This is a genomic window from Pantoea sp. AS142, assembly GCF_037152305.1.
Lineage (GTDB): Bacteria > Pseudomonadota > Gammaproteobacteria > Enterobacterales > Enterobacteriaceae > Pantoea.
Genome location: NZ_JBBCMO010000003.1, coordinates 108962 through 124826, shown reverse-complemented (window position 1 = coordinate 124826; position 15865 = coordinate 108962). Strand labels below are relative to the sequence as shown.

Annotated in this window: 13 protein-coding genes and 1 riboswitch; of the genes, 9 read left to right on the top strand and 4 right to left on the bottom strand. The window is 54.9% G+C overall.

Annotated features, from left to right (window positions below):
- Nucleotides 1-184: 184 nt before the first annotated feature.
- A riboswitch (guanidine-I (ykkC/yxkD leader) is annotated at nt 185-283 on the top strand.
- Nucleotides 284-342: 59 nt separating this feature from the next.
- The 6 genes from WFO64_RS08550 (at nt 343) to uca (ending at nt 8146) form a co-directional block, all read left to right on the top strand.
- Nucleotides 343-1398, top strand: a complete 1056-nt coding sequence (locus WFO64_RS08550; protein ID WP_337010726.1) for a putative urea ABC transporter substrate-binding protein — start codon at nt 343-345, stop codon at nt 1396-1398.
- A gap of 24 nt (nt 1399-1422) precedes the next feature.
- Complete coding sequence (locus WFO64_RS08545; RefSeq protein WP_337010724.1) at nt 1423-2238, top strand: ABC transporter permease; 816 nt, start codon at nt 1423-1425, stop codon at nt 2236-2238.
- Entirely contained in the window at nt 2235-3020 is a 786-nt protein-coding gene (locus WFO64_RS08540; protein WP_337010722.1) for an ABC transporter ATP-binding protein, read from the top strand. Before WFO64_RS08545 ends, WFO64_RS08540 begins: the two co-directional genes overlap by 4 nt.
- Nucleotides 3017-3745, top strand: coding sequence for an urea amidolyase associated protein UAAP1 (locus tag WFO64_RS08535; protein ID WP_337010720.1), 729 nt, complete (start codon nt 3017-3019; stop codon nt 3743-3745). Before WFO64_RS08540 ends, WFO64_RS08535 begins: the two co-directional genes overlap by 4 nt.
- Before the next feature lie 10 nt (nt 3746-3755).
- Nucleotides 3756-4391 carry an urea amidolyase associated protein UAAP2 gene (locus WFO64_RS08530; protein ID WP_337010718.1) on the top strand — a complete coding sequence of 212 codons (636 nt, stop codon included), beginning with the start codon at nt 3756-3758 and terminating at the stop codon, nt 4389-4391.
- Nucleotides 4392-4540: 149 nt separating this feature from the next.
- A complete protein-coding gene (gene uca / locus WFO64_RS08525; protein ID WP_337010716.1) occupies nt 4541-8146 on the top strand; it encodes an urea carboxylase in 3606 nt (1201 codons plus the stop codon).
- A gap of 110 nt (nt 8147-8256) precedes the next feature.
- Here the strand turns inward: uca and WFO64_RS08520 are convergent, their stop codons facing one another.
- Nucleotides 8257-9159 (bottom strand): LysR substrate-binding domain-containing protein, encoded by a 903-nt coding sequence (locus WFO64_RS08520; RefSeq protein ID WP_337010714.1) that lies wholly within the window; start codon nt 9157-9159, stop codon nt 8257-8259.
- A gap of 99 nt (nt 9160-9258) precedes the next feature.
- Here WFO64_RS08520 and WFO64_RS08515 point away from each other — a divergent pair, with 99 nt between their 5' ends.
- Nucleotides 9259-10032, top strand: a complete 774-nt coding sequence (locus tag WFO64_RS08515) for a 2OG-Fe(II) oxygenase family protein (RefSeq protein WP_337010712.1) — start codon at nt 9259-9261, stop codon at nt 10030-10032.
- 2 nt (nt 10033-10034) lie between these two features.
- Here WFO64_RS08515 and WFO64_RS08510 read toward each other — a convergent pair whose 3' ends face one another.
- From WFO64_RS08510 to WFO64_RS08500, 3 genes are all read right to left on the bottom strand, one after another.
- Nucleotides 10035-11114: a DUF2817 domain-containing protein gene (locus WFO64_RS08510; RefSeq protein WP_337010710.1), complete on the bottom strand. Its 1080-nt coding sequence runs from the start codon at nt 11112-11114 to the stop codon at nt 10035-10037.
- Nucleotides 11115-11151: 37 nt separating this feature from the next.
- Nucleotides 11152-11922: a transporter substrate-binding domain-containing protein gene (locus WFO64_RS08505; RefSeq protein WP_337010708.1), complete on the bottom strand. Its 771-nt coding sequence runs from the start codon at nt 11920-11922 to the stop codon at nt 11152-11154.
- Nucleotides 11923-12412: 490 nt separating this feature from the next.
- The gene (locus tag WFO64_RS08500; RefSeq protein WP_337011034.1) at nt 12413-13621 is read right to left on the bottom strand and encodes an aldose 1-epimerase family protein; all 1209 of its coding nucleotides are present in this window, start codon (nt 13619-13621) and stop codon (nt 12413-12415) included.
- A 366-nt stretch (nt 13622-13987) separates the two neighbouring features.
- On the opposite strand from WFO64_RS08500, the gene WFO64_RS08495 reads away from it, so the two are divergent.
- Nucleotides 13988-14545 carry a peroxiredoxin gene (locus WFO64_RS08495; protein WP_337010706.1) on the top strand — a complete coding sequence of 186 codons (558 nt, stop codon included), beginning with the start codon at nt 13988-13990 and terminating at the stop codon, nt 14543-14545.
- Nucleotides 14546-14569: 24 nt separating this feature from the next.
- A complete protein-coding gene (locus WFO64_RS08490) occupies nt 14570-15811 on the top strand; it encodes a protein-disulfide reductase DsbD family protein (RefSeq protein ID WP_337010704.1) in 1242 nt (413 codons plus the stop codon).
- The last annotated feature ends 54 nt before the right edge of the window (nt 15812-15865 follow it).

Below are 15865 nucleotides of genomic sequence, written 5' to 3'. Positions count from 1 at the left end.
GGCTGTCTGAGCGAACAGTCATGTCACAGCCCGGCACTGATTATGTGCAACGCCCATTGCTGACTCACCATCCCGGTGCCTTCTGGATTTTCAATAGTCTATTACACTGATTTAAAATGATTTAATTTCTGGTACGCCAATTGCACAAGCCTCAGCAGTAAGCAGCGTACGACGCAATTAATAGCAAATAGCTGGCTAGGGTTCCGGTTCACGCAGGTGAATGTCTGGTCCAAGAGCTGGCGACCTCTGCGAGGTTACACGGCGGGACAAAAGCCCGGGAGACAGCGGCACCATCTGGTGTCTTGCGCTGCGCCCGTTTGTTGTGCCAACCAGAGGTCAACCATGAAGAAATCACCACTCCTGACGCTAATTCTGTCGCTGACGCTGATGGTCAGCATTCCGTCTTTCGCCGCGGTCAAAAAAGAGTTTAACCTCTGCTGGACCATTTACGCGGGCTGGATGCCGTGGGGCACTATCAGCAACGAGAAAATCATCGATAAATGGGCCAGCAAATACGGCATCAAAATTCATATCACCCAGCTGAATGACTATATCGAGTCGATCAACCAGTACACCGCGGGTCAGTTTGACGGCTGCACCATGACCAACATGGATGCGCTGACCATTCCTGCGGCGGGGGGCGTTGATTCCACGGCACTGATTACCGGCAGTTATTCCGAGGGTAACGACGGCGTGGTGCTGAAAGGGGTGAATAAAAAACTCAGCGACCTGAAGGGGCTGTCAGTCTATCTTCCCGCACTGTCGGTTTCGCATTATCTGCTGGTCCGTGGGCTGGAAAAAGCCGGACTGCAGGAGAAAGACGTTAAAGTCGTGAACACTTCCGATGCCGATATCGTCTCCGCCTTTGGTACCAGCAGCGTGCAGGCGGCGGTTGCCTGGAATCCGCAACTTTCAGTGATCAAGAAGACCCCACAAACCACAGAGGTGTTCAGCTCTTCGGCCGTGCCAGGCGAGCTGATCGACATGATGGTCGTCAATACAGAAGTCCTGAAAGATAACCCCGCGCTGGGCAAAGCGCTGACTGGAGCCTGGTTTGAGATGATGGCGAAAATGCAGGCCGGAGAGACGCAGGTGCTGAGTGCGATGGCTGCCGATTCCGGTACTGACCTCGCCGGTTACAAGGCGCAGCTGAAAACTACCCACCTGTTCTGGACCCCATCCGATACGCAGGTATTTATTTCCTCACCCGATCTGGCGAAAACCATGCAGCGCGTCGCCACGTTCTCGTTTGATAAAGGCTTACTGGGAGACGGGGCGCAAAGCGCTGACTTCATCGGTATGAGCTTCCCTGGCAACATCACCGTTGGTGATAAAGCAAACATCAAACTGCGCTTTGACGACAGCTATCTGAAGTTGGCTGCTGCAGGCAAGCTGTAATCACCGACCTCAGGAGTTTATGCCATGCGCCACATCAACCGCTATCCCCGGCAGGGAATGCGCCTGACGCTGATGCTATTGCCTTTTGTATTGCTGATTGCCATCTGGTTCATTAGTTCGGCGGTGCGTCTGGAGGTCAATCCTCAGGACAAACTGCTGCCCGGCCTGTCGCAGATGATCGCGGCCCTCGACCGGATGGCATTCACCCCGGATAAGCGCAGCGGCGAGTTTCTGCTGTGGGCAGATACGTGGATCAGTTTAAGCCGTCTGCTGACCGGCCTGGTGATCTCTTCACTGATCGGCCTTGGCATCGGTATTGCCGTTGGCGTCTTCCCGATGCCCCGCGCAGCGCTGTCACCGTTCATGACCGTGGTATCGATGATCCCACCACTGGCGCTGCTGCCAATGCTGTTTATCGTCTTCGGGCTGGATGAGGTGTCAAAAGTGATGCTCATTGTTATCGGCATTACGCCGATGCTGGCACGCGACCTGGAACAGCGGGCGCGGGAAATCCCCACCGAACTGTTGATTAAAGCGCAGACCCTGGGGGCGAATAGCTGGACAGTGGTGCTGCGGGTCGTACTCCCGCAGCTCTTATCGCGGCTGACTACCTCGCTGCGCCTGCTGTTGGGATCTGCATGGCTCTTTCTGATCTCTGCCGAGGCGATTTCCGCTACCGCCGGATTGGGCTATCGCATTTTCCTGGTCCGCCGCTATATGGCGATGGATGTCATCATTCCTTATGTGATCTGGATAACGCTGCTGGCGTGGCTGATGGATCTCGCTTTGCGTCAATTGCACAAAGCCTGTTTCGCCTGGGCGGAGGGAGGCCGGGAATGAGCTTTATCGATATCAAAAATATCTGGCAGGAGTATGGCGACCATGTGGTGCTGGAACGCATCAATCTGCAGGTTAAAGAGGGAGAGTTCTGCTCACTGGTAGGGGCATCCGGTTGTGGGAAGTCGACATTTTTACGCCTGCTGCTCGGTCAGGAGAAGCCAACGCGGGGATCTATCACGCTGGATGGCGACCTGCTGCCAGCGGAACCCGATCACAGTCGTGGCGTAGTGTTTCAGCGCTATTCCGTTTTTCCTCATCTCAACGCGCTGGATAACGTCGCCATTGGCCTCGAACTTCCGGCTTCACCATTTTTTGGCAGGCTGTTTGGTGCCAGAAAACGCCATGCCCGTGAGCAGGCCAGACAGATGCTGGAGAAAGTCGGACTTGGCCATTCGCTCAATAAATATCCGGCGCAGCTTTCAGGCGGCATGCAGCAGCGGCTAGCGATTGCCCAGGCGTTTGTGATGCAACCACGCGTGCTGCTATTGGATGAGCCATTCGGCGCGCTGGACCCTGGCATCCGCAAAGATATGCATGCACTGCTGCTCCAGTTGTGGAGTGAAACCCGAATGACAGTCTTTATGGTCACTCACGATCTCGCAGAAGGTTTCAATCTTGGCACCCGGCTGCTGGTGTTCGACAAGGTGCGCATCGACCCTCAAGCCCCTAATGCATGGGGCGCACGTATCACTTACGACATCCCGCTCAATGAGACGCGGCTCTCTCAGCTGGCGACCAGCAGTAAAAACAACATTTATCCCTTAAAGGAGATCGCCCAATGACTGCACTTTTTCATTCAGCACCAAGCCTGCACGACGAGCCGCTGCCTGGCGGAGCGCATACCTCGCTGATTTTGCGCAAAGGGCACATCCTGCGTCTGACCGATATCGACGGCGGGGCTAACGTCAGCATGATGATGCTCAATCCTCACGAAAAAAGTGAACGACTGAATCTGCCCGACACCCTGAAAGGTCAGCACACCGCTCGCCTGACCACTGGCCACTGTTTCTACTCCGACATGGGGCGCGTACTGGCCGCAATCGTTGCGGATAGCTGCGGCTGGCATGACCCGTTTGGTGGCGTACTCAACGCTGCTGAAACGCTCGAAAAGTATGGAGCCGGGCGCTACCAGGAACTGCGCAACGGCTTTTACCGAAATGGCGTGGATAATCTGCTGGTTGAAATGGGCAAATGGGATTTGGGCCTGGAAGACCTGCTGATGGTGGTCAACTTTTTCAGCAAGGTCACGGTTGATGAAGAAAGCCGTTTCCGGTTCAGCGCGGATAACAGCCGCGCCGGCGATTTCGTTGAGCTGTACGCGCCAATGGACGTGCTGATGGTCCTGACCGCGCTGCCACATCCACAGGATCCTGCCACTGAATATCTCCCACGTCCGGTGCAGTTGAGCTGGTATCAGGCCGACAGAACAGAAGCCGTCACGGATGCCATGCTGACACGCGATGAAAATCAGCGCGCGTTTCACAATACCCAACTTTTTGCCCTATAAGGAGATTACGATGACTTTTATCATCTCTGATCGTCGTCCTGAAGATGCTTTCTATCGCCATGTGATCCCGGCAGGGGAGCCGTGGCTGTTCGACGTTAAACAAGGGCAAACGCTTCGCCTGCTCGACCTCGAAGGTAATCAGGCCATTGATACCCTGTTTTACAACGCCGATAACCCGCGGGAACGTTATGATCCTCAGCGCACGCTGCGTCGTCAGGGAAAAGTCTATCTGACCACCGGCAGCGTGCTCTATTCCAGTCTCGGCAATCCGCTGCTGACAATTGTCGCCGATACCTGTGGTCGCCACGATACACTGGGCGGTGCCTGCTCGCAGGAAAGCAACACCGTGCGCTACGCCCAGAATAAACGCTACATGCACAGCTGTCGGGATAACTTTCTCTGCGCCTGCCTGCACGATGGCCGCCTTCATAAGCGCGATATCGGCGCCAACATCAATTTTTTTATGAACGTTCCGGTCACGCCTGAAGGTGGTCTGACCTTTGAGGATGGAGTATCCGCGCCTGGCAAATACGTTGAGCTACTTGCCGAATGTCACGTGATGGTGCTGATCTCCAACTGTCCGCAGCTGAATAACCCCTGTAACGGCTGGAACCCCACGCCCGCAGAAGTACTGGTATGGAACTGAGTCAGGTGTCACCGTGTCGACATCAGCTTTTCATGCCATCCCTATGAACACGCCGCCAGCGCACGCCTGTTAAGTGCCGGTCAGCCCCGGGGACGGCCCCAGGGAATAGTGATTTTTGCGGGACGACCCGCCTCCCTGAGAGTGCGCTTATGTTTGATACCTTACTGATTGCCAATCGCGGCGCGATCGCCTGTCGTATCCTGCGCACACTGCGTGCCATGCAGGTGAAAGGCGTTGCCGTTTACGCCGAAGCTGACCTGAGCAGTTTACATATCCGTGAGGCGGATGTGGCGCTAAGCCTGGGTGAGGGGGCGGCCGCACAAACCTATCTGATGACGGAAAAAATCATTGCCGCCGCGCTGCAGAGCGGGGCCGAAGCGATACATCCCGGCTATGGTTTTCTTTCGGAAAACGCCGCTTTTGCCGAAGCGTGCGAAGCTGCTGGTTTGATTTTTGTCGGCCCCACGCCGCAGCAGCTGCGGACCTTTGGCCTCAAACACACCGCCCGCGCGCTGGCGAAAGCTCAGGATCTGCCGTTGCTGGAAGGCAGTGAACTGCTGGCGGACATTGATGAAGCCCGTCAGGCAGCGGAGATCGTCGGCTATCCGGTGATGCTTAAAAGTACCGCGGGCGGTGGCGGCATTGGTATGCGCGTTTGTTGTGATGCGCATACGCTGTCAGAGGCGTTTGAAACGGTGCAGCGGCTCGGTCAGAACAACTTCAGCAACGCCGGGGTATTTCTCGAAAAATATATTGAACGCGCCCGTCATCTTGAAGTGCAGATTTTCGGTGACGGAAAGGGCGAGGTGATCGCGCTGGGTGTTCGCGACTGCTCGGTACAGCGGCGTAATCAGAAAGTGATTGAAGAGACGCCAGCGCCGAATCTGCCCGCTGGCATGGAGGCGGCATTGTGCGCGGCCGCCATCGCCCTGGGAAAAGCGGTGAACTATCGTAGCGCCGGGACGGTGGAGTTTGTTTATGACAGTACGGCACACCAATTCTATTTTCTCGAAGTGAATACCCGACTTCAGGTTGAACATGGCGTGACGGAGCAGGTTTGGGGCGTAGACCTGGTGCAGTGGATGATTGAGCTGGCGGCGGGGGATTTACCGTTACTGGAGCAGCTAGCGGCCAGTCTGAAGCCCAGCGGACATGCCGTTCAGGCGAGAATTTATGCCGAAGATCCGGGGCGGCAGTTCCAGCCTTCGCCGGGACTGTTAACCGAAGTCTTCTTCCCGGCGGCAGAGGACAAGCTCCTGCGCATTGACCGCTGGGTGGAAGCGGGATGCGAAGTCCCACCATTCTTCGACCCGATGCTGGCAAAAATCATCGCCTGGCATCCCACCCGTGATGAAGCCATTATCAGCCTGGCACAGGCGCTGGCGGAAACCCGGCTCTATGGCGTAGAAACCAATCGCCGCTATCTGCTGCAGATTTTAGCCTTTGCGCCCTTTACCGGGGGCGAACCCTGGACCCGCTGTCTGGAACAACTCGGCTATCAGGCGGCAACCGTTGAGGTGCTGAGTGCCGGTACCCAGACCACCATTCAGGACTACCCTGGGCGTCTGGGATACTGGGCGGTGGGTGTGCCGCCATCAGGACCGATGGATGACCGCGCCCTGCGTTTCGGAAACCGTCTGCTGGGTAATGCTGAAGGGGATGCCGCGCTGGAAATCACCCTGAACGGCCCAACCCTGAAATTTAATACCGCGATACAGGCGGTCATCTGCGGCGCACCGCTGGCGGTCTCGCTGAATGGCGTCGCGCAACCGATGGACACTGTTTTCACCCTTCCGGCTGGAGCCACACTGAAGCTGGGGGCGATAAATGGCGCGGGGGTAAGAAGCTATCTCTGTCTCAGCGGTGGCATTCAGGTGCCGGACTATTTAGGCAGTAAAAGTACCTTTACCCTGGGTCAATTTGGTGGACATGGCGGACGGGCGCTGCGCAGCGGCGACGTGTTGCATCTGGCACCGCGCGCCGCGCGCCGTAGCGGCACTGAATTGCCCTTGGCGCTGCGCACCGAACTCGCATCGGTACGCACGCTGAGAGTGATTTATGGCCCCCACGGCGCACCTGAGTTTTTTACGCCGGAATATATGGAGACGTTTTTTGCAACGGAATGGGAAGTCCATTTTAACTCCAGCCGCACTGGCGTGCGCCTGATTGGGCCAAAGCCAATCTGGACACGCGACAGCGGCGGAGAAGCGGGGCTGCACCCGTCCAACATTCATGATAATCCTTACGCCGTGGGCGCGGTCGATTTCACCGGCGATATGCCAGTGATCCTCGGTCCGGATGGCCCCAGCCTCGGCGGATTCGTCTGCCCGGTAACAATAATAGAAGCTGATCTCTGGCAGTCAGGACAGCTCAGCGCCGGTGATAAAGTGCGTTTTGTCGCAGTAGATATTCTTACCGCAAGGCGGCTGGCTGAGGCGCGACGCACAGAGCTGAACACACTCCAGACACAGGAAACTCACTGGCAGCCTGCGCCGCTGCTTTCGCCCATTGTGATGACCTGCGGCGAAGCGGATAAACGTCTGGTGGCGCGTCTCTCTGGCGATACGCATCTGCTGCTTGAGGCCGGTGAGCCGGAACTGGATCTGGTGCTGCGCTTTCGCATGCACGCATTGATGCAGGCGCTGGAGGCGCAATCCCCTGACGGCATTATTGATATCACGCCGGGGATCCGCACACTGCAAATCCACTTCCAGCCGGAGACACTATCACCTGACGTTTTGCTGACGTGGGTGCACGCTGAGTGGGAGACGGTCTGCATCAGTGACGATCTTCAGGTCCCGACACGCGTGGTCCATCTGCCGCTCTCCTGGGACGATCCGGCCTGTCACACGGCCATCGAAAAATATATGACCACCGTGCGGCAGGACGCGCCCTGGTGCCCGAGTAATCTGGAGTTTATCCGCCGGATAAACGATCTGCCTGATGAACAGGCCGTCCGGGACACCGTATTTGATGCCAGCTATCTGGTGATGGGCCTGGGGGATGTCTATCTTGGTGCGCCAGTCGCTACGCCGCTGGATCCCCGCCATCGTCTGGTGACGACAAAATATAACCCGGCCCGCACCTGGACGGCAGAAAACTCGGTAGGGATTGGCGGCGCTTATCTCTGTGTCTATGGCATGGAGGGGCCAGGCGGCTATCAGTTTGTGGGCCGCACACTGCAGATGTGGAATCGATATCATGAAGTGGCCGATTTTGCGGGCAAACCCTGGCTGCTGCGCTTTTTCGATCAACTCCGTTTTTATCCGGTATCGGCCAGTGAACTGCTACAGATTCGCCGCGATTTTCCACTTGGGCGCTATCCGCTGCGCATTGAGCACAGCAGCCTGCGGCTGGCGGAGTATCAGAATTTTCTCGCCCGTGAAGCGGAGAGTATCGGCAAGTTTCGCGATCATCAGCAAGGCGCGTTTAATGCTGAACGTGACCGCTGGATAGCCCGCGACCAGGTCCATTTTGACAGCCCGGAGCGTGTGGCGGATCTGCGCGGTGACACGCCGCTGCAGCCGGGCGAGCAGGGGGTCGAAAGCCCGGTTTCCGGCAACTTATGGCAGGTGCAGGCGACGGCCGGCAGCCGGGTGCGGGCGGGCGATATCCTGGTGGTGCTGGAGTCGATGAAGATGGAGATTCCACTTCTGGCGCCGTGTGACGGCATTATTCAGCAGGTCAGCGTGCAGCCAGGTAGCGCAGTGCGCGCAGGGCAACGCGTGGTAGTGATTGTTGAGGATAATGCGTAAGGATTACGACAACAGGCGAACCTGACGAGGCAGTAATAACCTTACGCTGCGCCCGCTGGCGGTTTCACACGGCGGGCGCAGGCGGCTCGCGTTCCAGCCACTGGCTATCATCAGCTCGCGGCCAGTTCACTTAACCAGTTGATCAGCTCCTCACTGCCTGGCTGGCTCAGCGTACGTTGCGGCCAGGCAAGGTAATAGGGTTTACTCAGCGGCAGGTAAAGATCATCCACTACCACCAGATCGCCACGCGCCAGTTCCGGCGCGATAAGCCGTCGTTGCCCTAGCAGCAGTCCGGCACCCGCGACGGCCGCATCAATGGCCAGTGAGGTCAGATTAAAGCTAAATCCGGGCCGTGGCTGGGGTTCATCCATACCTCTGGCCTGAAACCAGCTCCGCCAGTCAGGCAGAAAGCGCCCTTCATTACCCCAGTCCAGGTGGATTAAAGGCGCTTTGCTGAAGATCGTTTCTGATGTAAAGCGTTGTAATAAAGCCGGGCTGGCCACGGGCAGTACTTCATCATGAAATAACCACCGCTTATCTAACTGTGGGTAACGATCTTCACCAAAGCAGATAACAAAATCGGCAGGCATTGCCGTGAAATCGACCTGGGTGTGGGTACCGTTTAGTGAGAGATCGATATTCGGGCAATGGTCGCGCCAGCTCGCCAGTTGAGGCAACAGCCATTTTGATGCCAGCGCCGGTAATGAATAAACCGTCAGCTTTGGCGCGCTGGCCGCATGGCGGATGTTTTGCTGACCGAGGTGCAAAATATCGAAGGCTTCGGTGACATAGCGCAAGTACTCTTTTCCGGTTTCAGTCAGCATCACGCCGCTCTGGGTGCGTAAAAACAGGGTGCTGCCGAGTTGCTCTTCCAGCTGACGAATCTGCTGACTGACCGCAGCCGGTGTCAGGGCTAACTGGGCGGCCGCTTTTGCCAGGCTGCCCAGTTCGGCGGCCACTTTAAATGACTGTATGACGCTGATTTTTGGCAACCTTGACACATGGGCAGGCATTAACTCTTCCTTATCAGGGTAGTAAGTTTTTATCGTTACGCAGCGTTGCAGACGACAGGTAGAGTAACATTACACCTGCTCATCATGAGAATTGTTGCTATGTCTGGTTCCCTTATTCGTCTCGATCTTCATCCGCTGGCCGATCATGACTGGCGTCAACGCTGTCGTGAACAATTAAACCAGTCTGGCGCGCTGGTACTAAGGCAGTTCTTACAACGCAGAGCCTTAGAGGCAATCATTGAAGAGGGAAATACCCAGCGTCATCTCGCTTATCACACCCTCAGCAAACATAATGCTTATCTGATGAAACCTGATGATGCTTTTAGCGTTGATCACCCGCGTAATCGGGATGTGATCAGCACGAAAGGCTGTATTACCGATGATGTTATTGCTGCTGAATCGCCGCTGCGCCAGCTTTATAATGATGACCTGTTCAAAAGTTTCCTGTGCGATGTGCTGGGTGAGGAAGCACTGTATCCCTACGCCGATCCACTTTCGTCGATCAACCTGCACTATGCCTCTCACGGCCAGGAACTGGGCTGGCACTTTGACAACTCCTCATTTGCTATCACCTTACTGGTGCAAAAACCGCGGGCTGGCGGGGTGTTTCAGTACGTAAAGGATCTGCGGAATGCCGATGCCGGTGAGATGAACTTTGCGGGTGTCGACGCTGTGCTGGACGAGCGCCAGCCGGTTGACGCGCTGGAAATTAATGCCGGAGATTTGGTGCTATTTCGTGGCCGTAATTCCCTGCACCGGGTGACCCCAACCGAAGGAGAGGTCACCCGGATGCTGGCCGTGCTGGCTTACAATACTCAGCCCGACATCGCATTATCAGAAACCGCGCGTATGACCTTTTACGGCAGACTGTAAAATCAGGCCAAAGGCGTGTCTGAAAGGGCCCGCCAGCCGCGCAGAAAAATTTGCTGCGTGCGGAAAGCCACTAACGCACGCCAGTCACCATCGCTGGGCCAGAATCCCTCGACCAAATGCTGTTTTAGCGCCTGACCGTCAATGCGGGTGGAATCGCCATAGAGATGCAGCCAGTGATCTTCACGCACCCGCTGATGCATATCCTGCCCCTCGTAAGTTCCGCATTCGACCACCAGAGGCAAAATCAGGGTATGAGGGAGCGAGTTCAGGAGGTATTGCGACAAATATCCCGTCGCCGTGGCGGTTACACCCGTTACACTGTCACGCCCAGCGCCGGTAAACAGTAATGTCAGCCACTCACCGTAAATGGCTTTGCCCCAGTCATGCGCAGTATAACGCTGCTCTGCAATAGCGAGCAGCATTGGATGACCCCATGCCCCTGCACCGGTATGGAGGTCAAAACTGATGATGGTTTTCGCGGCAGTGAGGTGCTGTTCAATGATCGCCGACATCGTGAGATGTGACCAGCAGGGCCTGAAGCCTCCGAAAAAAAAGCCTTCAGCAAAGGCATACTGTCCTGCTTCTACCACCCGTTTAACCGCCTGCCAGCCAGCACCGTCCAGTGCTTCAGCCAGTTGCCGATCGGCGCTGGCACGGTCGCCATGATAGATTCCGTGCCACAGAGCATAATCCGGGTTGGCGGGGAGCGGCTGACTGAAGTCGAGAAAATGACGGTTAAGGTCGATATTGTCTTCGTTCACTCGTCGTAAATGCGCCGTTCCCCAGGGATTAAGCAGGTGAACCAGCAACAACCCGGTGTCAGCAGGCAACGATTGTTCATCCAGCGTGTCGAGCCAGGCTATCTGACAATCCGAACCATAATAGCCTTCAACGCCATGTGTGCCGGAAACGACCAGCATCAGGCGTGAGGCGGTGACCGGTCCTAAACGTGCCACATCCGTATAAAGCGTTTCTCCTTTCGGACCTGGCAGAGGATGTTGATAAGTTGTGATTACTGCACCTTTGTTCTGCGCAGCGGTCAGAAAGCGTGCGCGCTGAACGCGGTAATCGGGCAATGCCATATTATGCAGACTCCTGCGATTCTTCACGCGGCGCAGATCAGGGATAAACCTTGAATTTAAAGTATTTTTGGGTCAGCTGATCGTAGGCACCGCTTTTATGAATCTCCGCCAGCGCCGTGTTAATCATCTTCAGGTTTGCCTCATCCCCCTTACGTAACGCGATGCCCACACCATCACCAAAAATCACTTTATCCACCAGTGTTCCTTTGATAGCGTACGCTTTGCCTTCTGGCTTGGTGAGAAATCCCTGTTCGGCGGAGACGGCATTAGCCAGGCTGCCGTCAAGACGCCCGGCCACCAGGTCGGGATAGACTTCCATCTGATTAGGGTAAGAGATGACTTTGACGCCTTGCGGTTCCCATTTGGTTTTGGCGTAGGTTTCCTGGATGGTGCCCTGTGCCACACCAATGGTTTTACCACGCAGCGAGGCAACGTTGGTCGTCAGTGTGCTGGCCGCCGGCGCCAGCAGGGCACTGGGCGTGTTATACAACATATCGCTAAAAGCTACCTGCTGACGGCGCTTATCGGTCATCGACATTGCTGACAGGATGGCATCAAATTTCTTTGCCTGAAGAGCAGGAATGCTGCTATCAAATCCCATTTGCACCCACTGGCATTTTACCTTCGCCTGAGCACAGATGGCATTGCCCAGATCGATATCAAAACCCTGCAATGATCCATCAGCCGCCTTGGATTCAAACGGCGGGAACGTCGGATCAACGCCAAAGCGCAGTGTCTGCTGCGCCAGTGCACCCTGGGCGAACGCTGTCAGCGAAAACAGTAACGCGAGGGAGAAGCTCTTTTTCATGTTTTATTTCCCGATGCAGGTGAGTTTACGCACGACATCCAAATTTAATAACATGCGGTCCATTTTGCTGCCAGCGAATAAGCGGCATTCAACCAGATTAAAATCTTATATTATTCAGTGAGTGTGGAGATTATTGCTACGGTATTAATGTTTACTTAATGCTGGTGACATTATTTGATTGAGGTCAGAGTAGGGGATTCGTTAGATCCAGACATGAGCTGCGAAATATTCACGATGTTGTTTACACCAATACCCTCTCCTCCGTAAGTGCGCATAATCTATCTTATGTTAAATTAAAAGGCGCATTGCGCCTTCATTCCTCACATTTAACCATTCTCACGCCGCCCCTCTGTTTCTATACGGTTCTGTTACTGTCAGTAATCCCAACGTGAGATCAAAAACGGTCAGCGACGCTCTTCAATCTACGCCTGCCGGTATAGCTATAAAAGAAAAGTCCCAACACAAAGTGTCGGGACTTTTTACCGTCCAGTTACTCTTTCGCTATCGGCGTTTCACTTTCATCAATCTTTGTCTCACCCTGGATGCTCTTAATACGTTTCTCAACGTCATTAACCTGTTCGCTGCTGTGCAGCAAGGTGTAAGTCAAATCAAATTGTGTGCTGGCGCCCGGTTGCAACTGCTTCACGCGCTTTTGCTCGCGTTCAATGGTGACCGGATAAGCATAACTGGTACCTGGCTCAATACCGGTCACGTAGCCCTGTTTAAAGGTGTCCGTATTTTTCCACAAAGTCAGCATCGGAAGCTGACGCGTATCGAACTGAATCGATGCGCCGCTGTTTCCGGCTTTATTCACCACCGCAGCCACGGTCTGATGATTGCTGTCGGAAAGTGGCTTAATGTTGAACACCATCTCATCAAAGTCTTTGGTCTGACCTTTGTAAGTCTGCCACTCCTTTAACCCGGCTTTAGCGTAGTCATTGAACGGGCTTATGCTGGACATCGGAGCAAGGAAGCGCGCACCCTCTTCCAGAATGGGTTTGCCGAAGTTGCTGTGATAGATAATCTGGTAATCGTGCGGATAGTCAGCGTGGTTAGTTAACACATCATGCAGGCTGAAACTGTTACTACCCGGCACGTAGCGCAACTCGGTCATGGTTTGCAAATCCGTTTTCTTAAAGGTGCTCTCTTTGATCAGGCCACGAATACGGATCGCATGCGGTGGCGCGTCGGCTACGTCGACTTCAAGCTGAGAGACTGGCGTATTGCCCGCTTTACCGTGCAGCGTATAGATTCGGCCTTCATCAGTTACCGGATGACCGGTCCATTCATAGCCGCAGCGCACCATCATCTCGTTGAAGCCGTCCAGCCAGCCCAGACCGTTGCGGCTTTCAAGATTGATGTAAGCAGGATTGACCACCTCTTTCACCGGTGAATCCCACCCCATACGGGAACCAAAGCCTTCAACGCGTAATAAGTTCATGCCACGGGTCGGGCTGAGCGTGATTGTCAGGCCATCCTGACTGTGGATCGTCAGAATTTTACTGCCTTCCTGTTTGCCGCCGTGCAGGACTTTCTGCTCGATGCTGAACGGTTTACCCTGAAACTTCAGCTCACTGCTGGAAATCTGCCAGTTTCCCTGCTCTGTTCCCTGTTCAGCACTCGTCAGCACCCAGGTTTTAGCCGTTGCAGAACCCGAAACCAGCACTGCCAGTACCGTTAACGCCAGTTTAATCTTCATCATACTTCCTCAATTGCTGAATCGTTTTTTCAGACCATAAGCGAAATTTACTGGCTGAGGATAATGAGAAACGTGACGATGCTCACCTGCCGGTAAATCGGCGCTTTTAAGCGGCGTTATTGTGGGTTAAATCACATAATGAACAGGTAAAAAGGAATAATTACGACTGAATTTATGTGTGATGAGGAAGGAGCTGTATTCGATTCAGCTATTACCAGTTTTTATGAACGATAACAGCAAGATAACCTGACATAAAAAAAATATTAAAAAAATTTAAAAATTGCGCAACTTTTTCCCGTTTTAAACGAACCTTAATCAGAGACGTCAGACAACGCCGTCTGTTCGTCAATGGAGAGAGGAATGCCCATGAATTACACCCTGAAAACCCTTGCCGTCGCTACGCTGCTGGCACTGACTGTTCCGGCAACATCCGCTTTTGCGGCGTTACAGGTCGGTGAAAAAGCGCCGGACTTTAAACTCGACGCCGCTCTGGCGGGTAAGTCGACCACTTTCTCTTTACAGCAGGCCTTGCAGAAAGGCCCGGTTGTGCTCTACTTCTTCCCGGTTGCGTTCAGTGCTGGCTGTACGCTTGAAGCGCACGATTTTGCTGAAGCGACAGATGAATTTAAAAAACAGGGTGCGACCGTGATTGGTGTTACTGCTGGCAATACCGATCAGATTGCGAAATTCTCGCAGCTTGAATGTCGTGACAAATTCACCGTAGCAGCCGATCCAGGCGCCAAAGTCGCGGCGGAATATAAGAGTACAATGGAGATGAAAGGTCAGAAGCTTTCAGACCGCACCTCCTATGTGATTGCACCCGATGGCAAAATCCTGCTGAGCTTCACCGATAAAAATCCTGATACGCATATTCAGAAAGCGATGGATGCTGTTAAAAAATATCGTCAGGCCAATCCGGCATAACGTCATCTCCAGAGCAGGTACAACATGCTGACTGCGATTGCAGCCGCCTTTCTTGGCGGCATTATTCTGAACCTCATGCCCTGCGTGTTTCCGGTAATCTCGCTGAAAGCACTGAGCCTGATCCGTCATCACGAATCATCTTCGATGGCCCGCGCGGAGGGCCTGGCCTTTTTGCTGGGCGTTGTAGTCACAATGGTTGCCCTGACCGCGGTACTGTTACTGGCCAGAGCAGGTGGTGCATCGGTGGGCTGGGGATTCCAGCTGCAATCACCACTGGTCATCGCCGCGCTAATTCTGGTGATGCTGGGCTCGGCACTCAACCTGCTCGGTCTGTTTGAAGTGGGATTGTCGGTACAGCGTGTTGGCGAAGTCGGCGGCGATCGCGGTGGCTTAGTGGGTTCAGCACTGACCGGCGCGCTGGCCATCATTGTCGCCACGCCCTGCAGCGCGCCCTTTATGGCCAGCGCGGTGGGCTATGCACTTACCCAGCCTCCGCTGGTGAGTCTGGTGATCTTTATTTCGCTGGCGCTGGGCTTTGCTGCGCCCTTTACACTCATCTCTTTCTTCCCGGTGCTGGCGCGGATATTGCCAAAACCGGGTGCCTGGATGATCACGTTAAAACAGGGGCTGGCGTTTCCAATGTTGGGCGCGGTGGGCTGGCTGATATGGGTATTGGAACGTCAGGCGGGATCGGCGGCGCTCGCCGCCATTCTGGCCTGCTGTTTGCTATTCAGTTTCGCCGGCTGGCTGTATGGCATGGCGCAAAAACGCCGAATGATGGGACAGCGTCATAGGGTGCTGCATGTGGCTACCGCATTCTTTCTGGCGCTGGTCGTGGTCCCGTTAATGAACCTGAACAGGTTTGCCGAGGCGCCTGCTGAAACGGAAACCGCCTCACAGGCTGCTGCCGCGGTGGCCTGGTCGCCGCAGAACGTTGATGCGATTAAAGGTCAGGGTAAGCCCATCCTGGTGAACTTTACCGCGTCCTGGTGTATTACCTGCCAGGTTAACGATCGCACCTCGCTTTCGACGCAGGCGGTAAAAGCGGCAATGGCGCGCACCAGCACCATTTACATGGTCGCAGACTCCACCAAATACAATCCCGATGTTGAACAGGCGCTGAGCGATTTCGGACGCGGTGGACTCCCCCTCTACGTGGTTTACCCGGCCAACGGCGGTAAACCGGTGGTACTGCCGCAGGTGCTGACGCCCGGCATTGTGATTTCAGCGCTGGATCAGGCGACGGAAAAAGGAAAGAAAACCTGAGACGATTGATTAAACAACCTCCTGACGCGTTGTCAGGGCACCGCGACAACATGC